Origin of the sequence: Leifsonia virtsii (assembly GCF_030433675.1) — a bacterium.
In the GTDB taxonomy this organism is placed as follows: Bacteria; Actinomycetota; Actinomycetes; order Actinomycetales; family Microbacteriaceae; genus Leifsonia; species Leifsonia virtsii.
Window position 1 is genome coordinate 708109 of sequence record NZ_JAROCB010000002.1, and the last position, 21234, is coordinate 729342.

Genomic DNA, 21234 nt, shown 5'->3' on the forward strand with positions numbered 1-21234 from the left:
GACGCATCATGGCCAACAGAATCACCGGAGTCGACATCGGATCGACGACCATACGCGCAGTGGAGGTGGAGAATCCCGGGCGCCCCAACCCGAGCCTCATCCGCCACGCCTCGATCCCCATCCCGCGGGGTGCCGTGGCGCGCGGCGAGGTTGTCGAGCCCAACACCGTCGCCGCCTGTCTGCGCCAACTGTGGACGACCCATCGCTTCTCCTCGAAGAAGGTGGTGCTGGGCGTCGGCAACCAAAGGGTGCTGGTCCGGGACCTCAGCGTGGCCGCCGCTCCTCGCCAGCAGATCAGAGAAGCTCTGCCGTTCAACGTTCAGGACATGCTGCCCGTCCCGGTGTCCGAGGCCCTGCTCGACTTCTATCCCATCGGGCCGAACCCCGCCAACCCGGGCGAGGTGCAGGGGTTGCTCGTGGCAGCGGTGAAGGAAGCCGTGCTGGGCACCGTCCGCGCGGTCGAGAGCGCCGGGCTCAACACGACCGAGGTGGACCTCATCCCCTTCGCTCTGAGCCGGGCGCTGGCGCCCGCACAGTCGGGTACCTCGGCGAACGTCCTCATCGAGGTCGGGGCGACCGCGACGACCGTGGTCGTCGAACGGTCCGGGATCCCGCAGTTCGTGCGCATCATCCCCGCCGGCGGGGACGACCTCACCCGCGCCCTGGGAAGCGAGCTCAACCTCGAGGAACCGCAGGCCGAGGAGCTCAAGCGCGGTCTGGGACTCGCGCGAAGCGTGGATTCGCCCGATCAGCAGCGGGCAGTCGAAATCATCTACCGGGTGACGGGCGAATTGTTGACCAGTATCCGCAACACGATCACCTTCTTCGCCAACACCCGCCCGGACCAGCCGATCGGCCGCGTCGTGTTGACCGGCGGCGGGACGCAGCTGCCCGGCTTCCCTGAAGCGCTCGGCGAGATGACGCGGCTCGAGGTCGTCCCCGGCGACCCACTGGGCAAGTTCACCCTCACCCGTAAGCTCTCCGCCTCGCGCCTCGCCGCGGAGCGGTCGGAGCTGACCATCGCCCTCGGGCTCGTTCTTGGGAGTGCCGCATGAGTATCGCAGCGGGTTCCGAATCGGACGCGGTCGCCGGCCGCGCCAAACGCAAGAGCCCGGCTCCGCCGAAGAAGGCCGCTCCGCCCCCGATGCTCGCCGTGACAGCGCCCCGCGCGGATCTTCTCCCACCGGAGATCCGGGCGCTGCGCAAGGCCAGAGGTGTTCGTCACCTGCTGGTGTACGTCGTCGCCGGAACCCTCGTCCTGGTCGTTCTCGGTGCGCTCGGCGCCACCGCACTGTCGGAGTCGATGAGAGCGAGCGTCGTCGATGCGCAGCAGCAGACCACGACGATCCTCGCGCAGCAGAAGAACTACATCAAGGCGCAGGACGCTCAGCGCCAGGTGGCGCTTCTCAAAGCCGCGCAGGTCAGGGGCGCGTCGACTGAGATCTTCTGGAGTGGCTACATCGACAAGATCCAAGCCGCTCTTCCCGCCGGTGTCGTCGTGGTCGGCATCAACATCAAGTCGGCTTCGCCGATCGCGCCGTTCGAGCAGCCCTCGTCACCGTTGCAGGGACCTCGCGTAGCCACGGTCGACCTCCAGGCCGCGAGCAGCTCGGTCCCGAATCTCGCGGACTGGGTCACCGCACTGTCGGCTCTGCCCGGATACAGCGACGCAATCCCGGGAACGACAACGCGCGACGATACCACGGGGGCGTACCTCTCGAACGTGACGCTCCATCTCAACGACGCGGCTTTCGACGGTCGCTTCTCAGAGAAAGGCAAGTGACGTGAACACCACACGGCTCTGGACGATCGGCGCGATCGTCCTCGCGGCAGTGATCCTCGTCGGAGGCTGGTTCCTCGCCATCCAACCACAGCTCTCTTCGGCCTCCGATGCCGTGGCCGAGCGCGCGTCCGTCGATGCGACCAACGCCGCCAACCTCGCCAAGCTCGCACAACTCAAGAAGGACTACGGCAAGCTTTCGGAGACCGACAAGGAGCTGGCGGCTCTTCGCCGCTCGATCCCAACGGAGACGCCCGACTATCCGAGTTTCATGAAGGACCTTGCTGCTGCTGCGGCCAGCGATTCGGTCGTGGTCACGTCGATCACGTTCTCGGACGCGGTCGCCGATCAGGGCGCCGAGCAAGGCGCCGCTAAAGCAGGAGGGAGCGGCGACGGGGCTGCCAACGGCTCGTCGACCGCGTCGCCGTCGCCGACGGCAACGCCGACGCCTGCTCCCACCGCCGGCTCGGCGAACGGAGCGGCGGCGCCCATGGCAGGATCGCTCATCGGGACGGCTGTCTCCGTGACGGTGAAGGGCTCGTGGGATCAGTGCAAGGCGTTCCTCGCGTCGATGCAGTCGGGAAGCCGCCTGTTCCTCGTCACCAGCGCGAGCCAGCTGCCGGCAGACGACGGGGCGGCCTGGGAGGGCAAGATCGGCGGCTACATCTACACACTGCAGGCGAAGGCGGAAGCTTCCGACGCATCCAAGTGACCCCGCCCCGCCCCGCCTCCCTGGACACCGCGACCCCCGTTGCTACAGTGGGCGACGACGGGACCCGCCGGGTCCATGGAGGTGCCACTGATGAGCGACACGCCGGATTCCGCGCCGAAGCGGTCGACGTACGAGCCCGGACCGGATTCGGAGCAGCCTGCCGCGGAGCAGGTCGCGCCGGCGACGGCCCCCGCCGAGTCGGCGGCCGCCGAGCCGGCCACGGATACGGGCGCGCAGAACGTGGAGCCGCCGTCGGACCCCGTCTCCGCACGCGGTCACGTGAACCGTCCCGCGGAAGGCGGCGAGCCGCAGGCGCCCGCTGCGCCCGCCGCGCCCGCCGAGCCGCCGCGTCCCGCCGCCATCGCCGAGCCGGAGCCGGTCACGGCCAGCGACGACGAGGTGGCAGCCGCGATCGCTCGTAACAGCACGCAGCCGGGGGCCACCGCCGCCGGCGACGCCACGGTCGACACCGCTTCTCCGGCCGAGTCGGCCGCGCCGGTGATCGTCGCCGCCGAGGCCGCGAACGTCCGCCAGGCGGCCACCGCCGCCGCAGGCGCCGCGGACGCCACCGCCGCCTACGGCACCGTCCCGGCCACCGCCGCCACCGCCGCGACCGCCACCGCCGCAGCCCCGGCCGCGGCCCCGGCGCCCCAGCCGGTCGCCCCCATCTACCTGCAGCGTCCCGAGCCGCCCAAGAAGAAGAGCAACCGCGGCGTCGGCATCCTGATCGCCCTGGTCGGCACGGCCGCGTTCGCGGTGCTGTGGGTCGCGGCGGTGCTCGTCGTGGGCTCGCTGCTGACGCCGAGCAACGAGTTCGGTCCGGCGCTGCGCGAGTTCTTCACCGGCGGCAACGCCGTCGGCCTGCGCGGCTGGGCGCCGGTGCTGGCGTTCTTCATCGGGATGGTCGTCCTCGTCCAGATCCTGAACCGCGCCCGCTGGTGGGCCTACATCCTCGGCGGGCTGTTCGTGGCCGTGTTCGTGTACTTCGTCTACGTCGGCGCGAGCCTGGTGGAGGGGCAGTACTGGCTGCGCACCCCGGGCGAGTTCGCGATCCTGCTGCGGGCCACCTGGGTGAACCCGTTCGCGGTGCTCGCCGGCGTCATCGCCCGCGAGATCTCGATCTGGACCGGCGCCTGGCTCGCCGCCCGCGGCCGCAAGCTCAAGGCGCGCAACGCGGAGGCGCAGGCGGACTACGAGCAGCAGCTCGCCGACGCGCAGAACCAGGCCGTCGCAGCCTACGCTCAGCAGGGCTACTGAGCGGCGGTCCGCCGCATGCCTGACGACCGGACGTACGCCACCGTCATCGCGTTCTTCGCAGCGGGGCTGTACCTTGCGCTGATCGTCGCCGCCTTCGGGCTGGTCTCGCTCGCGACCGACACCGAGGTGGTGGCCGACCCTGCCATGGGCCCGCTGGTGGGGCCGGTCATGGTCGGCGCGGCCACGCTGATGCTGCTCGTCTTCCTCATCGTGCTCGGGACGCGCGTGCCGGCGGACAGGCAGCGCGTCTCCCCGGGCGTCGCCCTCGGCGTCGGCTTCGCCTGCTACCTCGTGTACGCGGCGTCGGGAGCGATCGCGGGCTCCCTGGCGGACCCGGGCGGGCCGCTCCGCTACGTGCTGTTCGCGTTCGCGCAACTCGGCGGGTGGCCGGCGATCACGGCGGGGATCGCCGCATTCGTCGTCACCCTGCTGTACCAGCTGGTGCTGGTCGGCCGCTTCCGCCAGCGCGGACGCCCGCGCTGGCCCTGGGAGCGCGACGACGACGACTAGCGCGTCTGCGCCCTGACGGAACGTCCGCGGGTGCGCGCGCAGCCGCAGACGTTCCGTCAGGGAGCAGTCAGACCCGCACTCGGGCGGGGAGGGACGCGTCCACCAGCGGCACCTGCACGCGCGTGAACCCGCCCTTCTGGATGAGGACGCCGCGGCCGGGAGGGAACTCCGACCGGTTCAGCCGGGGCAGCGGGGTCTTCAGCAGCAGGTCGCCCTCGATCGAGTCCGGCTGCAGCAGCAGGCCGCGGCGGCCGTTCTTCACCTCGCCGAGGAGCGGCCACGACGTGCCCCAGGCGCTGGTCTCCGCCTCGGCGACCAACAGGTGGTCGCTTCGGCGCACGGCGCGCACGAGCTCCACGATGGGGGAGTCGGCGGGCGTCTGCAGGAAGTCCCCGATGCTCTCCACGAACACCGCGATCCGGCCCTCGGTGTCCGGGTCGGCGATGGCGGTGGTCAGGTCCTTGGCGAGCTCGGCCGCGTCGGCGGGCGTCAGCGCGCGGTCGGTCCACAGCGCGGAGCCGGCGAGCGGCGACCGGGCCGAGCCGACGTAGTAGAGGCGCGTCTCGGCGTCGAACCGGGCGACGGCGTCCGCGATCGCCGCGAGCGCGGTGGTCCGGCCGCTCGCCGGGGGACCGGCGAGCAGCAGCGTGCCGGAAGGATCGAAGCCGAGCGGCCCCAGGTCGGCGTCCCCGATGCCGAGCACCGGCTTCCCGCCGACGCTGTCGGGCAGCGACGCCGGATCCAGCTCCTTCGGCATGGAGCCGACGACCGGCGCGTGTGGGATTCCCGCGCGCTCCATCGCCTCGGCGAGCCGTCGGACCGCCTCCGACTGGTCCGCGACGGCGCGCGAGCCGCCCAGCACGGCGACCTGCGTCTCGTAGCCGTCGACGATGGCGCGGCCGGGAGGGGAGGCGGGCGACAGGATGTCGCTCGGCACGTCGAGCATCCCGTACCCGTCGTCGGCGAGCCGCAGCACGACGCGGCGCTGCACGAGCGAGCCGATCGCGGTCGGCACGGCACCCGCGCGGTCGCCGGTGAGGGCGACGTGCATCCCGAGACGTCGGCCGTCGGCGAGCAGGTCGCGGAACACGTCGTACCACTGCGACCGGCCGGCCGGGATCTCGAAGTCCTCGCGGAAGCTGGGGAACCCGTCGACGAGCAGCAGGATGCGCGGCTCGTCGAGCCGCCCGGTCAGCGACCGGTACTCGGTGATGTTCGACGCGTTCGCCTCGGCGAAGCGCGGGCCGCGATCCTCCAGCGTCTCCTTGAGCATCCGGAAGAGGCGGATGATGCGCTCCGGGTCGTCGCCCGGGATGATCGAGCCGACGTGCGGCAGCTTCTCCAGCATCCGGAGGCTGCCCGCGCCGAAGTCGAGCCCGTAGACGTGCACCGGCCCGCCGCGCGGGGTGATCGCTGCGGCCGACGCGAGGGTGCGCAGCACGGTCGACTTGCCCGAACCGCCGGTGCCGAAGACGGCGAGGTTGCCGTCCACGTCCGGGTTGAAGTAGACCGGGCGCTGCTCCTGGCGGTCGGGGATGTCGGCGACCCCCAGCAGGAGCTCGGAGTCGGTGCGCTGCCGCAGCAGTCCGAGGTCGTAGACGCCCGCCAGCTCGTCGAGCCACGGTCGCCGGGGAGCGGGAAGATGCGCGGCCGTGTGTGCGCCGATCATGGTGGCGACGAGCCGCTGCTGGTCGGTCGGCCCGAGTTCGCGTTCCGGCTCCTCGGCAGCGCGCGGCTCTTCCCAGCGCACCTCGCCGCCGAAACGCAGCTCCGCCACCTCCACGCCCGCCCGCTCGGGCTCGCGAGAGGTCCAACCTCCCGCATAGGCGGACTGGAAGCGCGTCAGCCGGCCCGGTCCGGTCTTGGCGAGGCCGCGGCCGGGGAGCCCCTGGTCGAAGTGCGCCGCGTCGGCCACCCCGACGACGTCCTGGCTATCCGACTCGTCCGCCATCCGGAGGGCGATGCGCAGGTTGGTGTTGGCCCGCAGATTGTCCTTGATGACGCCGGCGGGTCGCTGCGTGGCCATGATCAGGTGGATGCCGAGCGAGCGCCCGCGCTGGGCGATGTCGACGACGCCGTCCACGAACTCCGGCACGTCGCCGACGAGCGCGGCGAACTCGTCGATGACCAGCACGAGCGCGGGCGGACTGTCGGGGTCGCCGCGCTTCTCCAGCTCGAGCAGATCCTTGGCCTTCTTGCGGTTCAACAGGTGCTCGCGGTAGTGCAGCTCCGCCCGCAGACTGGTGAGCGCGCGGCGGACGAGGTGCGGTGAGAGGTCGGTCACGAGTCCGACGCAGTGCGGCAGGTTCACGCAGTCGGCGAAGGCCGAGCCGCCCTTGTAGTCGACGAAGAGGAACGTGACGCGGTCAGGGCTGTACTCGGCGGCCATCCCGAGCACCCAGGCCTGCAGGAACTCGCTCTTCCCCGCGCCCGTGGTGCCGCCGACGAGCGCGTGCGGTCCCTGCGTGCGCAGGTCGAGGTGCATCGCGTCCACGCCGGCCGAGCCGATGATCGCGCGCAACGTGCCCGGCCGGCGCTTGGCAGGCCGGGTGCCGGCGGTGCGGTCGTGGATGGACGCGTTCTGCCGCCAGCGGTCGATCACCGCACTCGATGACTCGGCGAGGTCGTAGCCGAGCAGGCTGACCAGCGAGACGTTCCGCGGAAGGTCCGAGGCGTCTGCGACAAGCGCTCCCGCATCGATCACGGGCGCCATCCGCTTGGCGTAGTCGAGGGCGACATCGGATGTGATGGGCTCGGTCACGACATCCGGGATCGTCTCTCCGAGGCGCACGAACCCGACGGTGGCGCGGTCCGGTGCGTCGGCGTGCTCCACGTAGGTGCGGCACACGGCGGGCAGGGCCGCCGTGTCGGTGCTCACCCAGATCGGGAACACGCCCGCGTCGGCGGCGGACTCCGCCAGCTGCACCAGGCGCGCGCGGTCGATGGAGACGTCGTCGGAGATGACCACCACGACGGCGGGGATGGGGGAGGGCGTGCCGTCGTCGGTCGCCTGGGAGCCCACCTCGGCGCCGCGCTGCAGGGCAGCCCGCTCCTGCTCCATCGCGCCGCGCCGCTTCGCCTCGCGGATCGCGGCGAGCCGGTCGGCGACAAGGTCCTCGATCGCGCCGAGCACGCTCGCAGCACTCGACGCGCTGTCGGCCAGGTGGCCGCCGGCGAGCGGGCTGTGCGGGGACGACGTGTGCGGCATCCACTTGAGCCACTCCAGCTCGCGCGACCAGCGGGGCGACACGAGTGCCGCGACGACGAGCTCGGCGGGGGAGTGCAGGGCGGTCAGCTGCACGAGGGTGGCGTTCACGCTGCCCACGGTGTGCTCGACCGGACCGGCGATCCCGAGCGCGCCGGACTCGTACAGGTTGTCGAGCACCGGCACGGGCTCGACCCGTTCGTGCGCCTGGATCACCGCGTCGAGCCGCTCCTGGAACTCGACGATCATCTCGCCGCGGTCGTTGTTCTGGATGGTGTTGCGCGAGAGCATCGAACCGACGCCGAGCTGCACGTTGAGGAACGACCAGTGCTCGGGGCGCCTGGTCCACAGCAGAGGGCCCCGCTGCAGCGCCTCGGCGAGGGCGGCGTGCGTCGTGGGAGACTCCGCCCGCCGCAACTCGATCTCCCGCTCGCGCTCGACGTCCAGCTTCTCCGTCAGCGCCTCCAGGCGCTTGTCGAACACGGCGATCGCCTTCTTCAGCCGGCGCTTGCCGCGGGAGCGGCCGGTCACGTAGTTGCCGATCATCATGACCGGCGAGAGCAGCACGAACAGCAGGGACGTGGGGTTCTTGGTGAGGAAGAACATCGCGCCGCCGAGCAGCAGAGGCGTGATCATCGCCAGCAGCGGGAAGGGCGGATCCTCTTTCTCCTGCGGCACCTCGGGCGCCTGGAAGACCGTGCCGGAGTAGCGTCGCTCCACCCGTGGCGAGCGGTTGAAGAAGATCGGACCCGCCTTGGGCGCTGCGGCCGGGATGCCGGAGAGGCCGGCGACCGTGATCCGCACCTCCGTGTCGCCGATGAGCAGCGTCTCGGACCTGTTCACCGTGAATCGCGCGATCAGGCCGCCGTCGACCACGACCCCGTTGGCGGAGCCCAGGTCGACGACCTCCACGCCGTCTCCGGTCTCCAGCCGGACATGCTTCTTGGACACCAGCGGATCGTTCAGCACGATGTCGCACGAGGCGTCGCGTCCGAGGACGGTCGTCCCGCGGCGCAACGGGTACTCCGCGCCCGTGTCCGGTCCGCTCACCACTCGCAGTGTCGCGACCACCGGTGCATCGCCCAGATCGGTCGGTGCGAAGTAGACGCCCGCGTCGGCCAGGCGCACCGTGGCACCGCTGCCGATCCACGCCTCGCCGATCGGAGCATCGGGCGGCAGCACGAGCGGCTCGGCCTGCCCAGGGAGCGTGGCGCTCAGCGTCAGGCCGCGCAGGTCGGTCGCGGGTGCGTTCCCCGGGCGCGGGTCGATGCGCTGCACGGTGGCGGCGACCTCGGCGATGCTGGCGGCGGCGTCGGCGGTGACGACGATGTCGTCGCTCGCGCCGGACGATCGGGCGAGAGTGAGTTTCAAGCGCACGACACGACGATACTCATTCCCCGCGCGCGGAAAGCATGGGGACCGCTCCCCATCGTCCGTTCTCCACCTCGTCGGTATGTTGGCTTCGGACAACGAGAGAAGGGGGACCGCCATGACCGACCTGAAGCTGGATCTGCAGCTGCTGGGTCAGCTCAAGTCCGACCTCGACGCGATCGTCAAGGAGTTCAAGGGCGCCGACGACTTCAGCGACGACGTGGCGGAGGCCACGGGGCACGACGGTCTGGGCGGTCACGTGCGCGACTTCGCACACAAGTGGAACGACAAGCGGAAGAGCATGACCGAGTCGGTGGAGGGCCTCGAGAAGTCCGTCTCCGCCGTCACCGACGGCTTCACCGAAGTGGATCAGGGACTCGCGAAGGCGCTCGAGGACGCAGCGAGCGAGTCGCCCGAGAAGTACCCGACCCCGCCCGCGGCGAACTGAGAGAGGACCTGTCGATGAGCGACGTCGAATACCAGCCGCTGAAGGGCGACCCGGACCTCGTCCAGTCCAAGGCGCAGCACTACGCCGAGATCGCGGACGCGATCCAGCGCTCGGTCACGACCCTCAAGAAGATCGGCGATGTCGATGCGATGGTCTCCAAAGCCGTCGACGCGTTCCGTGACTCGGCGAAGGATGTGGCGGCCGACATCGCCAAGGCGAAGGACCGCTACCGCGAGACCGCGGACGCGCTGCTCCAGTACTCGTCCTCGTTGCGGACGGCGCAGGACAGCGCCAGGACGGCGATCGCTCACATCGAGGAGAAGCAGCAGGCGGCCGAGTCGGCGCATCACACCGCGGCCACCGCCCAGCACGCGGCCGACACGGCGGCCGACGCCGACAAGTCGACCGCGGACACCGCCGCGAAGAAGTCGAAGGATGCGGCGGACGACGCCGACAGCGCTCTGCGCGCCGCCCACGCCGAGTGGCACGCTGCGCTCGACGCGAAGAACACCGCTGCGGAGAAGGCCATCACCGCGATCGTGAACGTGGTGGACAAGAACAACCACGGCCTCGAGGACTCCTGGTGGGACAACTGGGGAGCGACGCTGTTCGACATCCTCAAGGTGGTGTGCAAGTGGGCGGGCGTGCTGGCGATCTTCTTCGCCTGGGTGCCCATCCTCGGTCAGATCCTGATCGTCCTCGGGGCGATCGGCGCTCTGATCGATCTGGTGCAGTCGATCGTCAACGTGATCAACGGCGACGGGACCTGGGGCGACGTCATCTTCGCGGCCGTCGGGGCCGTGCTCACCATCTTCGGCGGCAAGATCTTCGCGATGGCCGCCAAGAACCTGCGCGCCGTCGCGATCGTCCGCACCGGCGTGACCGACTCCCGTGCGCTCGCTCGCCTGCAGGGCGTCGGCATGCACAGCAAGGACTTCATGTCGGCGGCGAAGGCCAACGAGGCCCTCGCCAAGCCGCTGTCCGATGTCTTCAAGTCCCCGTTCGTGCGCTCGGAGGCCCAGCAGGCGGCGATGCAGGCGTTCAAGTCCGGCACCAAGACGCCCGGCGAGCTCATCAAAGCCGCGGCGAAGGAGGCGTTCCCCTCGATGAACCTGAGCCTCAAGGGCGGACTCGGCGTCAACGCCGACCTGGCCAACTTCGCCAAGCTCGCGATCGAGAATCCCGGCCTCGCCACCACCGGTATGAAGATCACGGCCGGCGCCGCGACGGTGTACCAGTTGCAGTCGTCCGTGAAGATCGTCTCCGGCGCGATCGGCGGTTTCGGAGACAACCCGGTTGGCCAGGCGGTCGACACCGGCTCGTCGTTCCTCACCGGCGACTACGACAAGGTGGGGGGCGCCGCCGGGGGCACCATCGGCGTGGTCAAGGACATCTACAACATCTCCCGCACCGGCACGAAGTGAGGCCAGCGGGTAACGTACTGAGCGTGCGAGGGGAGCACTGTGACGGCTAGGGACACACGGCGCGACATCGTCGACTTCGGCATCGGCCTGCTCGAATCGTGGTACCCGATGCCGCTGGCCGCCGCCTCCGGCCCGGAGTGGAGCCGCGAGCTGGCGGAGGCGCTGACCGCGGACATCGACGCGCAGCGCCGGTTGTCGGAGGAGCTGGAGCTGGCGCGCAGCCGGTTCCGCTCGATCGGCAACCCCACGCTCACGGCTGCCGTCTGGATCCCGTTCCCGCAGATCGGCCGCGCCGGCGCCGCCGCCGTCTTCTCCCTCGCACCCGTCGACCTGCTGGGCGATCCGGACACGTACGAGGCGGCACTCGCCTCACCCGAGGTCGATCCGGACGGTGCGGAGAGCTACTACGCCGTCCAGACCTGGCGCTCGCAGATCGACGCGGGAGAGGTCGTCGGATCGCACAATCTCATCGCGCACCTCGGCGCGGGAGGCGGTGCCGAGCTGGAGGAGCGCGTGGTCGCGGTGGTCTATCCACCCGGCGCCGCACAGGCCGTGCAGTTCGTCGTCTCGGCGGAGAACCTCGGCGTGTTTACCGACATGGTGCAGGATGTGCAGGACCTGGTGTCCACCCTGACCGTCAGCCTGGCGGTCGGACCGACCCCCGAAGCCGCCCCGACCGACACGGAAGAGGTCCCGTGACCCACACCGCCCGATCCCCGCAGGGCTCCTATTCGATCGTGCTGCCCGGCACCTGGGCGGCGATTCCGCTGGAGGACGAGGACCGGCTCCGCGAGCGCGTCCGGTCGCTGGTGCTGGAGCGCGTCGGCCGCAACGACCGCCTCGCGCGTGTGCGCAAGGAGGCTCGCGACGAGCTGATCGAGACGGCCGTGCGCGCCCGCACCGCCGGGGCCACCGCGTTCTGGATGTCGCTGGAGGTCCTGCCCGGCATCCCGCTCCCGGCGTCCCTCATCGCGACGGACCGGCCGTGGCCGGAGGAGACCGAAGGCCTGGCGGACGACGTGCGCGCCCGCCTGCTCGCCGCGCGCCCGGGCGCCGAGGTGCTCGAGCAGCGCAGCGGACCGGTCGCTCGCACCCGCGAGCTGGGGGAGGACGCGATCGGCGAGCTGCGCGAGCCCAGCGTGTACCTGGAGTACTCGGTCCCGTACCCGCATGGCGGCGGCCTGCTGTCCATCAGCGTCTCGGCGCCGACCGCGCGCGACGCCGACCTCTACACCGCGTTCTTCGATTCCATCGTCGATTCGCTGACCTGGGCGGAGACGGCCTCGTGACCGAGGAATTGACCGGAGAGGCGCTCGCGGCCCGGCGCGCGCACGTCGCCGAGGCCAACCGCAAGTTCGGGAAGGTGCTCTCGATCATCGGCGCCGTGCTCGCGGCCGTCGCCTTCCTGCTGCTCGTCCTCGGCGGCATCCTTCTCACCTGGATCGCGTCCGACCCGCCCGGGCTGCAGGGGTCGAGCGCCGACGACCTGCGCGGGCTGGCCGCCGTCGGAATGAGCGCCGTTCCTGGCGTGCTGGCGCTCTTCGCCATGTGCGGGCTGGTCGCCGGCGAGCAGATCCGTCGCGGCGGGATGGGGCGCAACCCCGCCCCGCCCGACACGGTTCTGCCGAACGCGACCTTCGTCTCACGCTTTCGGGTGCTCCCGACCGGCTGGCACGTGCTCTGGGTGGTCGTCGGTCTCCTCGTCTCGTTCGTCCTCGTGGGTCTTCCCCTCATCTCGTGGTTCACAGGAGGCTGGCCGGGCAGTGTGGACGGCTCCGAGCAGTTCGCCCAGTACTGGCTGATCTACGGCTCGATCGCCTTCGGGGTGACGGTCGCCTCGGCCGTGTCGCTGCTCAAGAAGACGGCGTACCTACACTCGCTGCGCTCCGGCCGGATCGTGAGCGGTCGGCCCGCAGCGGGCCAGAAGTTCTGGCGCTGGTTCGACTACCGCTGGCGCTTCGACCTCTGGCTGGCCGGACTCGGAGCGATGCTGGCCGTGCTGGCGCTCACCCCGCTGTCGGAGGCCGTCGGACCGGACGCGTCGCCGGGGGAGCTCGCCTCCGCACTGCCCGCCACGCTGTCCTTCCTCGCCCTGGGCCTGGTGCTCGTGGTCGCGGGCGTGGTCTGCACGCTGAACTTCTGGCGCGCGGGCGAAGAGCTCGGCTCAGGCGAGTCCGCCGCGTGAGCCGGGCTACCGCGGCGGGGAGCCGGATGGGGAGTGCTCCCCATTCCGTCCACCGCCGCGGCCTGGTTAGGTGGACGTAGCTGGTCGGCCCCGGGGGTACGGCCTCTCTCGAACAAACGAAGGGAAATGGACCGACATGGCCAACATGAACGTCACGTACGGCGAGATGACCGATGCCGCCAACCGCCTCATCGCGGGCAAGGACGACATCACCGCGAAGCTCCACGAGCTCCAGAACCTGGTGAACGGACTCGTCAACGGCGGCTTCGTCACCGACCAGGCGTCCGGCGCCTTCCACACCTCCTACGAGCAGTTCACCAAGGGCACCACCGACGCGGTGAACGGCCTCGACGGGATGTCGCAGTTCCTCACCAAGGCGGCCGACGCTCTGCAGAACGTCGACAGCGAGCTCGCCAAGGGCATCGGCGGCTGAGTCGCCGCAGTACCGTCGAAGAGCGCGGGTACCCCGAAAGGGTGCCCGCGCTCTTCCGCGTTCCGCCCCTAGGCTGAGAGCCGTCGAAGGGGGGGATCGATGAGCATCGGTTCCGAGGGGGCGCCGGTGCGCCGGATGCGCGTGCGGTGGTACTGGTGGGTTCTGGGGTTCGCGGCGGTCCTCAGCACGGCAGCCGGGGCCTTCTTCTCCGCGAGCACGGTGGCTGCGGCGCAGAACATGCCGAGGACCGTGGTCGCCCGCTACCTCGACGCGCTGGTGCACGGCAACGCCCGGGAGGCGATGGCGCTCGGCGGCATCCACGCGGGCAAGGGCGACGTCCTGCTCGACCAGAAGGCGTACGCGACCGCGACCGACCGCATCGCGTCCTACACCCTCTCCTCCCCGGTCACCCGGAAGGGCGTGACGACGGTCGTGGCCACGGTGCAGCAGGGCGACAGGCCCTACCAGCGATCGTTCCGTGTCGTGCGCGCGGGCGGGCTCCCGTTCCTGCCGCTCTGGAAGCTCGCCCCGGTGACGCCGGACACGGTCGAGGTCGAGGCGGACGGCCCGTCCGGGCTCGTCTTCACGGTCGGCGGGAAGACGCCGAAGGTCGAGGACCGCATCGCGAAGCTGCGCGCACTGCCGGGGAGCTACCCGGTCGAGTTCGCCCGGGCGAGCGGAGACTACTCGGTGAAGAGCGGCGTCGCCGTGTCGCACGGCGTCGGCAGCGTGATCACGCCGACGGTGTTCGCCGCCGAGATCTCCGACTCCGGCGCTGCCGCGGCGAAGGCCGCGGTCGAATCCTGGCTCGACACCTGCCTCGCGACCCAGGAGTCCGCTCCCGCGAACTGCCCCTTCTACGTCCAGGCGCCGGTCACGCCCGGCGTGCAGATGAGCGACATCCACTGGTCGCTCGTCACGCGCCCGGAGGTCGACGTGCTCTACGGCGCCTGGTACGACGGCGGCTGGGACGTGCAGGGCAGGAACGGCAGCGTCACGGCGACCGCCACGCTGACCCGGACCTCGGACGGCGCGAGCGCTCAGGTGACGACGGAGGAGATCCCTTTCCAGTACTCGGGAACCGTCACCTTCACCGGCGACGGCGCGGTGTTCACCCCGCTGTTCGACGACGGTTCGGCGCAGGGCTGACGGTCCCGGCCGCATCCCTTTTCGCCCTGCGCGGACAGAGCCCCGCACGGCCCCCGCTCATTTGACCGCACGGGTGCCGCCGGATAGTATTTATCGGGTGTGCGCTCTGTCGCGCGCTCGTCTCATGCCCTCTTCCGGGCGGGAGCCGAGCGAGCCGGCACGTACTCATCCGATGGGCAGGGAGACCGCACGGGACCCCAGCCCCCACGGCATATCGGCCGGCGGTAACGCCAGTGGGCCGATCCCCCACGAACCCCCATGCCCGTCCGACGGGTCGGTGGCTCATGGGAACCAGCAACAACTGTCACCGTGCAGTCCATATAAGGAGAAGTTCAGTGCCAACCATTCAGCAGTTGGTCCGCAAGGGACGGACGCCGAAGGTCACCAAGACCAAGGCCCCCGCCCTGAAGGCCAACCCCCAGCAGCGCGGCGTGTGCACCCGTGTCTACACCACCACCCCCAAGAAGCCGAACTCGGCGCTCCGCAAGGTCGCCCGTGTGAAGCTCTCGAACGGGACCGAGGTCACCGCTTACATCCCCGGTGAGGGCCACAACCTGCAGGAGCACTCGATGGTGCTCGTCCGCGGCGGCCGCGTGAAGGACCTGCCCGGCGTCCGCTACAAGATCGTCCGTGGCGCGCTCGACACCCAGGCCGTCAAGAACCGCAAGCAGGCTCGCAGCCGTTACGGCGCGAAGATGGAGAAGAAGTAATGCCTCGCAAGGGTCCCGCTCCCAAGCGCCCCGTCGTCGCCGACCCCGTGTACGGCGCCCCGGTCGTCAGCCAGCTCGTCAACAAGATCCTCCTCGACGGCAAGAAGGGCCTCGCCGAGCGCATCGTCTACGACGCGCTCGAGGGCGTCGCCACCAAGTCCGGCCAGGACGCGGTCGTCACGCTGAAGAAGGCGCTCGACAACATCCGCCCGACCCTCGAGGTCCGCAGCCGCCGCGTCGGTGGCTCGACCTACCAGGTGCCGGTCGAGGTCAAGCCGCACCGCGCCAACACGCTGGCGCTGCGCTGGCTCACCAGCTACGCCAAGGGCCGTCGTGAGAAGACGATGACCGAGCGTCTCCAGAACGAGATCCTGGACGCGTCCAACGGTCTCGGCGCCGCGGTCAAGCGCCGCGAGGACACGCACAAGATGGCCGAGTCGAACAAGGCCTTCGCGCACTACCGCTGGTAACAAATCTCGCCGCCCGGGCGTTATACGTAACAGTGCCGCGCCCGGGCGGCACACTTCCACTCTCTACTTTTCGGAGGAACCCTGTGGCACAGGACGTGCTCACCGACCTGAAGAAGGTCCGCAACATCGGCATCATGGCCCACATCGATGCCGGCAAGACCACCACGACCGAGCGCATCCTGTTCTACACGGGCGTCAACCACAAGATCGGCGAGACGCACGACGGCGCCTCGACCACCGACTGGATGGAGCAGGAGAAGGAGCGCGGCATCACCATCACGTCCGCGGCGGTCACCTGTTTCTGGAACAAGAACCAGATCAACATCATCGACACGCCCGGACACGTCGACTTCACCGTCGAGGTGGAGCGCTCGCTCCGCGTCCTCGACGGCGCGGTCGCGGTGTTCGACGCGAAGGAGGGCGTCGAGCCCCAGTCGGAGACCGTGTGGCGCCAGGCCGACAAGTACAACGTCCCGCGCATCTGCTTCGTCAACAAGATGGACAAGCTGGGCGCCGACTTCTACTTCACGGTCGACACCATCGTCTCCCGCCTCGGCGCCAAGCCGCTGGTGATGCAGCTCCCGATCGGGTCCGAGTCCGACTTCATCGGCGTCGTCGACCTCATCGAGATGCGCGCGCTGGTCTGGCCGGGCGACGCCAAGGGCGATGTGACCATGGGCGCCAAGTACGAGGTCCAGGAGATCCCCGCCGACCTCAAGGACAAGGCGGAGGAGTACCGCGCGAAGCTGATCGAGACCGTCGCCGAGACCGACGACGTGCTGCTCGAGAAGTTCTTCGGCGGCGAGGAGATCACCGTTCCGGAGATCAAGGCGGCCATCCGCAAGCTCACCGTGAACAACGAGATCTACCCCGTTCTCTGCGGTTCCGCGTTTAAGAACCGTGGCGTGCAGCCGATGCTCGACGCCGTGATCGACTACCTCCCGTCGCCGCTGGACGTGCCCGCCATCGAGGCGCACAACCCGCGTGACGAGGAGGAGGTCATCATGCGTCACGCCGACGCGACCGAGCCGTTCTCGGCGCTGGCCTTCAAGGTCGCCGTGCACCCGTTCTTCGGTCGTCTCACCTACGTGCGCGTCTACTCGGGCCGCATCGACTCCGGCGCCCAGGTCGTCAACTCGACCAAGGGCAAGAAGGAGCGCATCGGCAAGATCTTCCAGATGCACGCCAACAAGGAGAACCCGGTCGACTTCGTCACCGCCGGCAACATCTACGCGGTGATCGGCCTCAAGGACACCACCACCGGTGACACCCTGAGCGACCCGGACAACCAGGTCGTCCTGGAGTCCATGACGTTCCCGGAGCCGGTCATCGAGGTCGCCATCGAGCCGAAGACCAAGGCCGACCAGGAGAAGCTGGGCACCGCGATCCAGAAGCTCGCCGAAGAGGACCCGACGTTCCGCACCGAGCAGAACCAGGAGACCGGTCAGACGGTCATCAAGGGCATGGGCGAGCTCCACCTCGACATCCTCGTGGACCGCATGAAGCGCGAGTTCAACGTCGAGGCCAACGTGGGCAAGCCGCAGGTGGCCTACCGCGAGACCATCCGCCGCACGGTGGAGAAGTACGACTACACCCACAAGAAGCAGACCGGTGGTTCCGGTCAGTTCGCGAAGGTGCAGATCAGCCTGGAGCCCATGGATGTCACCCCGGAGACGTCGTACGAGTTCGTGAACGCCGTCACCGGCGGTCGCGTGCCGCGCGAGTACATCCCCTCGGTGGACGCGGGCATCCAGGACGCGATGCAGGTCGGCGTGCTCGCCGGCTTCCCGACGGTGGGCGTCAAGGCGACGCTCCTCGATGGTGCAGCGCACGACGTCGACTCCTCGGAGATGGCGTTCAAGATCGCCGGCTCGATGGCCTACAAGGAGGCCGCTCGGAAGGCGAACCCGGTGCTCCTCGAGCCGCTCATGGCGGTCGAGGTGCGTACGCCGGAGGAGTACATGGGCGACGTCATCGGCGACCTGAACTCCCGTCGCGGGCAGATCCAGTCCATGGAGGACGCCAGCGGTGTCAAGGTGGTGCGTGCCAACGTCCCGCTGTCCGAGATGTTCGGCTACATCGGCGACCTGCGGTCCAAGACCTCGGGCCGTGCGGTGTACTCGATGCAGTTCGACAGCTACGCGGAGGTCCCGAAGGCTGTGGCCGACGAGATCGTCCAGAAGAGCAAGGGCGAGTGACCTCGGTCGCTGCTCCCAGGCAACATCCCGTAACATAAGAAACCAATCCCGCAGATCCACCGGTCGAAATCCGTCGACCGGAGGACCTGCACGAGAGTCCTGAGGAGGACCACAGTGGCTAAGGCCAAGTTCGAGCGGACTAAGCCGCACGTGAACATCGGAACCATCGGTCACGTCGACCACGGCAAGACGACGCTCACCGCGGCGATCTCCAAGGTGCTTGCTGACAAGTACCCGTCGGCGACCAACGTGCAGCGCGACTTCGCGTCGATCGACTCGGCTCCGGAAGAGCGTCAGCGTGGTATCACGATCAACATCTCGCACGTCGAGTACGAGACGCCGAAGCGCCACTACGCGCACGTCGACGCCCCGGGTCACGCCGACTACATCAAGAACATGATCACCGGTGCGGCTCAGATGGACGGCGCGATCCTCGTGGTCGCCGCCACCGACGGCCCGATGGCTCAGACCCGTGAGCACGTTCTGCTCGCCAAGCAGGTCGGCGTTCCGTACCTGCTCGTCGCGCTGAACAAGTCCGACATGGTCGACGACGAGGAGATCCTGGAGCTCGTCGAGCTCGAGGTCCGTGAGCTGCTCTCCAGCCAGGACTTCGACGGCGACAACGCGCCGGTCGTCCGCGTCTCGGGCCTGAAGGCTCTCGAGGGCGACGAGAAGTGGGTCCAGTCGGTTCTGGACCTCATGGACGCCGTCGACGAGTCCATCCCGGACCCGGTGCGCGACAAGGACAAGCCGTTCCTGATGCCGATCGAGGACGTCTTCACGATCACCGGTCGTGGCACCGTCGTCACCGGTCGCGCCGAGCGCGGCACCCTCGCCATCAACTCCGAGGTCGAGATCGTCGGCATCCGCCCGACGCAGAAGACCACGGTCACCGGTATCGAGATGTTCCACAAGCAGCTCGACGAGGCCTGGGCCGGCGAGAACTGTGGTCTGCTCCTCCGCGGCACCAAGCGCGAGGACGTGGAGCGCGGTCAGGTCGTGGCGAAGCCGGGTTCGGTTACCCCGCACACCAACTTCGAGGGCACTGCCTACATCCTCTCGAAGGACGAGGGTGGCCGTCACAACCCCTTCTACACGAACTACCGTCCGCAGTTCTACTTCCGCACCACCGACGTCACCGGCGTCATCTCGCTGCCCGAGGGCACCGAGATGGTCATGCCCGGCGACACCACCGACATGTCGGTCGAGCTGATCCAGCCGATCGCCATGGAGGAGGGCCTCGGCTTCGCGATCCGTGAGGGTGGCCGCACCGTCGGCGCCGGCACGGTGACCAAGATCAACAAGTAAGTCTCTTCGACTTCACTCGGGAAAGGGTCGGACCTTCGGGTCCGGCCCTTTTTCGTTCCCCAGGGGTTTACCTCTCGGCTCCGCCGTCGCAGAATTGACGCACCGTTTCAACCGGACGGTTCCGACGACGAGAGGAGCGCCTATGGATACGCACGGCCTCGCAAACCAGCCCACACCGCTGACGAGTTCTCGTAACGGAAGTTCCGGGGCCGCGTAGCGGTCGTGACATTCAGCTAGTGGCGGCGCGAGGCGCCACTGAAGAGCGGGGTCGGCGATGCCGGCCCCGCTCCCTCGTTCACGGCGTGGGCCTGCGCATGTGCTGGACGAACCAGCCGGGGTCGAGGTCGTACTCCAGCTCGACCCCGGAGCTCAGCCGAACCACGAGCGTGTAGGAGTCGACGGGGCCGCCGTGCCCGGCCGCCGGCTTGGCGTCAGGGGAGCACACGCCGTCGTCATCCTCGCGCATTCCTCCGGCTCCCTCCCGTCGGACGACCTTGGACGCAATCGTGCACCACTGCACCCCGATCCTGGTACTCCCCAATTTCGCCCCGCCCGCCGCGACTGCGCCCTCCCGTAACGAGTGCGGGTGCGCGAGCACCCGCAGACGTTTCCAACCGCCGCAGTTGCGAAGTGTCCACAGGGGCGGGCGGCGGCGGGTTGTCCACCGAGAGCAGGAGACGGCCGGGCGGGATGGGCATGGCGGGGTAGACACAGGAGATGAGTTCTCCCTCCACCCCTGTCCGCATGGTGCTTGCCCGCGAGCTGATCGATCATGCCGAGACGCGGCAGCAGCACGCACGCGCCGCCAGGCGAGGGACGGAGGTGCGGATCGGGCGCGGCGCCTACGTGGACCGGGACACGTGGGATGCACTCCCGCCTGGCGAGCGGGACGTGCTGAGGCTACGCGCCTACGCCCGGGCCCGAACCGTCCCGCCCGTGTTCTCGCACTGGTCGGCGGTCGCACTCCACGGCTTGCCCTTCGCGGGGGAGAAGGGCGAGGAGATCCACATCGCCGTCGGGCAGAGCGCCGGTGGCCGCTCCGCCGGGCGCATCCGGGCGCACTCGATCCGGGTTCCAGCCGAGGACATCGTGGAGGTCGCCGGCCTGCGCTGCACGAGCCGGGAGAGGACCGTGATGGACATCGCGGCGTCGGGTCGGCTTCCTGATGCGGTCGCGATCACCGACGCCGTGCTCCGCGAGCCCGGCCCGCGTGATGAGGCCGACCGCGAGGCGCTTCTCGGAGCCTGGCTGCGGGCTCAGCCGCAGCGGGGTCACCGGCGTGCGCTCGAGGTCGTGGCGCTGGCCGACGGCCGTGCCGAGTCGCCCCTCGAATCCCTCAGCCGCGTGGTCATGTACAGGTCGGGGATGCCCAAGCCCGAGCTGCAGCGTGCCTTCTCGGATGGGAGGGGCAGCATCGGGTTCGCCGACTTCGCGTGGCCGGACCAGCGCGTGATCGGCGAGGCGGACGGTGCGGTCAAGTATCTCGACACAGCGATGCGCGGGGGACGCTCCGCCGAGCAGGTCGTGGTCGACGAGAAGGTGCGCGAGGACCGGCTGCGTGCCTTGGGCTGGCGCGTCGTACGCTGGACGTGGTCCGACGCGCACCGGGAAGCGCCCCTCGTCGCGGCCCTCACCGCCGCGGGCGTGCCGGCCGATCCGACCCATCGCTGGATCGACTGCGCCCTCCCGTAACGACGGCGGGTGCGCGAGCGGGCGCATTCGTTCCGCAGGGGCGCAGTCGCGGCGCACGGGCGCGACACGCCCGGGTTGCAGCATCGGCTCCGATCTGGCAAACTTGTCTAGTTCAACATTCCGGAACGTGTGTGCAGGTGCGCGTACCGACCGGATCACTGCCAGGCAGTGCATAGCCCACCGCACGGGTCTCACGATCCGCGGGACGAGGTTAGGCCGCAGGCAGCAGGACACGCTCACATCGACAAACGCCGAGGCCAGGGGCTATCTCTGTGCCAAGAGCCGGTCGTGAGAGTTGACAGAAGAATAGTGGCGTTCCCCACGCGTACGTCGCACCGCGTCCAATGCGAAGAACAGCTCGAGAGAGCCGTCTCGTACGACG

General features: G+C 69.5%; 19 protein-coding genes. 17 read left to right on the top strand and 2 right to left on the bottom strand.

Annotated features, from left to right (window positions below; all coding sequences use genetic code 11):
- Positions 1 to 8 precede the first annotated feature (8 nt).
- From pilM to P5G59_RS09360, 5 genes are all read left to right on the top strand, one after another.
- The gene (gene pilM, locus P5G59_RS09340) at positions 9 to 1055 is read left to right on the top strand and encodes a type IV pilus assembly protein PilM (RefSeq protein WP_301218290.1); all 1047 of its coding nucleotides are present in this window, start codon (positions 9 to 11) and stop codon (positions 1053 to 1055) included.
- Complete coding sequence (locus tag P5G59_RS09345; protein ID WP_301218292.1) at positions 1052 to 1783, top strand: hypothetical protein; 732 nt, start codon at positions 1052 to 1054, stop codon at positions 1781 to 1783. The genes pilM and P5G59_RS09345 overlap by 4 nt, the downstream gene beginning before the upstream one ends.
- A 1-nt stretch (position 1784) precedes the next feature.
- Positions 1785 to 2492: a hypothetical protein gene (locus P5G59_RS09350; protein WP_301218294.1), complete on the top strand. Its 708-nt coding sequence runs from the start codon at positions 1785 to 1787 to the stop codon at positions 2490 to 2492.
- 90 nt (positions 2493 to 2582) lie between these two features.
- Positions 2583 to 3749: a hypothetical protein gene (locus P5G59_RS09355; protein ID WP_301218296.1), complete on the top strand. Its 1167-nt coding sequence runs from the start codon at positions 2583 to 2585 to the stop codon at positions 3747 to 3749.
- 15 nt (positions 3750 to 3764) lie between these two features.
- Positions 3765 to 4259, top strand: a complete 495-nt coding sequence (locus P5G59_RS09360; RefSeq protein ID WP_301218298.1) for a DUF6121 family protein — start codon at positions 3765 to 3767, stop codon at positions 4257 to 4259.
- A 67-nt stretch (positions 4260 to 4326) separates the two neighbouring features.
- On the opposite strand, the gene P5G59_RS09365 is transcribed toward P5G59_RS09360, so the two are convergent.
- Positions 4327 to 8841 (bottom strand): type VII secretion EssC family protein, encoded by a 4515-nt coding sequence (locus tag P5G59_RS09365; RefSeq protein WP_301218300.1) that lies wholly within the window; start codon positions 8839 to 8841, stop codon positions 4327 to 4329.
- Positions 8842 to 8953: 112 nt separating this feature from the next.
- On the opposite strand from P5G59_RS09365, the gene P5G59_RS09370 reads away from it, so the two are divergent.
- The 11 genes from P5G59_RS09370 to tuf all read left to right on the top strand — a co-directional run bounded on the left by P5G59_RS09370 (position 8954) and on the right by tuf (position 19160).
- On the top strand, positions 8954 to 9283 hold the full coding sequence (locus P5G59_RS09370; protein ID WP_301218302.1) for a hypothetical protein: 330 nt from the start codon (positions 8954 to 8956) through the stop codon (positions 9281 to 9283).
- 14 nt (positions 9284 to 9297) lie between these two features.
- Positions 9298 to 10707: a putative T7SS-secreted protein gene (locus P5G59_RS09375; protein WP_301218304.1), complete on the top strand. Its 1410-nt coding sequence runs from the start codon at positions 9298 to 9300 to the stop codon at positions 10705 to 10707.
- A gap of 39 nt (positions 10708 to 10746) precedes the next feature.
- The gene (locus tag P5G59_RS09380; protein ID WP_301218306.1) at positions 10747 to 11406 is read left to right on the top strand and encodes a hypothetical protein; all 660 of its coding nucleotides are present in this window, start codon (positions 10747 to 10749) and stop codon (positions 11404 to 11406) included.
- Complete coding sequence (locus P5G59_RS09385; protein WP_301218308.1) at positions 11403 to 11996, top strand: hypothetical protein; 594 nt, start codon at positions 11403 to 11405, stop codon at positions 11994 to 11996. Before P5G59_RS09380 ends, P5G59_RS09385 begins: the two co-directional genes overlap by 4 nt.
- Positions 11993 to 12892: a hypothetical protein gene (locus P5G59_RS09390; protein ID WP_301218309.1), complete on the top strand. Its 900-nt coding sequence runs from the start codon at positions 11993 to 11995 to the stop codon at positions 12890 to 12892. Before P5G59_RS09385 ends, P5G59_RS09390 begins: the two co-directional genes overlap by 4 nt.
- Before the next feature lie 136 nt (positions 12893 to 13028).
- Positions 13029 to 13325, top strand: coding sequence for a WXG100 family type VII secretion target (locus P5G59_RS09395; protein ID WP_301218311.1), 297 nt, complete (start codon positions 13029 to 13031; stop codon positions 13323 to 13325).
- A gap of 99 nt (positions 13326 to 13424) precedes the next feature.
- Positions 13425 to 14474 carry a hypothetical protein gene (locus tag P5G59_RS09400; protein WP_301218313.1) on the top strand — a complete coding sequence of 350 codons (1050 nt, stop codon included), beginning with the start codon at positions 13425 to 13427 and terminating at the stop codon, positions 14472 to 14474.
- A gap of 335 nt (positions 14475 to 14809) precedes the next feature.
- Positions 14810 to 15184, top strand: a complete 375-nt coding sequence (gene rpsL / locus P5G59_RS09405; protein ID WP_011186743.1) for a 30S ribosomal protein S12 — start codon at positions 14810 to 14812, stop codon at positions 15182 to 15184.
- Positions 15184 to 15654, top strand: coding sequence for a 30S ribosomal protein S7 (gene rpsG, locus P5G59_RS09410; RefSeq protein ID WP_175337703.1), 471 nt, complete (start codon positions 15184 to 15186; stop codon positions 15652 to 15654). The genes rpsL and rpsG overlap by 1 nt, the downstream gene beginning before the upstream one ends.
- An 83-nt stretch (positions 15655 to 15737) precedes the next feature.
- Entirely contained in the window at positions 15738 to 17852 is a 2115-nt protein-coding gene (gene fusA / locus P5G59_RS09415; protein WP_301218316.1) for an elongation factor G, read from the top strand.
- Between the two features lie 114 nt (positions 17853 to 17966).
- On the top strand, positions 17967 to 19160 hold the full coding sequence (tuf, locus tag P5G59_RS09420) for an elongation factor Tu (protein WP_301218318.1): 1194 nt from the start codon (positions 17967 to 17969) through the stop codon (positions 19158 to 19160).
- A 295-nt stretch (positions 19161 to 19455) separates the two neighbouring features.
- Here the strand turns inward: tuf and P5G59_RS09425 are convergent, their stop codons facing one another.
- Positions 19456 to 19626, bottom strand: coding sequence for a hypothetical protein (locus P5G59_RS09425; protein WP_301218320.1), 171 nt, complete (start codon positions 19624 to 19626; stop codon positions 19456 to 19458).
- 251 nt (positions 19627 to 19877) lie between these two features.
- Between P5G59_RS09425 and P5G59_RS09430 the strand changes: the two genes are divergently transcribed.
- The gene (locus P5G59_RS09430; protein WP_301218322.1) at positions 19878 to 20852 is read left to right on the top strand and encodes a hypothetical protein; all 975 of its coding nucleotides are present in this window, start codon (positions 19878 to 19880) and stop codon (positions 20850 to 20852) included.
- Positions 20853 to 21234 lie beyond the last annotated feature (382 nt).

Bases quoted from the DNA above. Each gene is read 5' to 3' on its own strand.
- pilM (WP_301218290.1), top strand. From the start codon at position 9: ATGGCCAACAGAATCACCGGAGTCGACATCGGATCGACGACCATACGC.
- P5G59_RS09345 (WP_301218292.1), top strand. From the start codon at position 1,052: ATGAGTATCGCAGCGGGTTCCGAATCGGACGCGGTCGCCGGCCGCGCC.
- P5G59_RS09355 (WP_301218296.1), top strand. From the start codon at position 2,583: ATGAGCGACACGCCGGATTCCGCGCCGAAGCGGTCGACGTACGAGCCC.
- P5G59_RS09360 (WP_301218298.1), top strand. From the start codon at position 3,765: ATGCCTGACGACCGGACGTACGCCACCGTCATCGCGTTCTTCGCAGCG.
- P5G59_RS09370 (WP_301218302.1), top strand. From the start codon at position 8,954: ATGACCGACCTGAAGCTGGATCTGCAGCTGCTGGGTCAGCTCAAGTCC.
- P5G59_RS09375 (WP_301218304.1), top strand. From the start codon at position 9,298: ATGAGCGACGTCGAATACCAGCCGCTGAAGGGCGACCCGGACCTCGTC.
- P5G59_RS09395 (WP_301218311.1), top strand. From the start codon at position 13,029: ATGGCCAACATGAACGTCACGTACGGCGAGATGACCGATGCCGCCAAC.
- P5G59_RS09400 (WP_301218313.1), top strand. From the start codon at position 13,425: ATGAGCATCGGTTCCGAGGGGGCGCCGGTGCGCCGGATGCGCGTGCGG.
- rpsG (WP_175337703.1), top strand. From the start codon at position 15,184: ATGCCTCGCAAGGGTCCCGCTCCCAAGCGCCCCGTCGTCGCCGACCCC.
- P5G59_RS09425 (WP_301218320.1), bottom strand. From the start codon at position 19,626: ATGCGCGAGGATGACGACGGCGTGTGCTCCCCTGACGCCAAGCCGGCG.
- P5G59_RS09430 (WP_301218322.1), top strand. From the start codon at position 19,878: ATGAGTTCTCCCTCCACCCCTGTCCGCATGGTGCTTGCCCGCGAGCTG.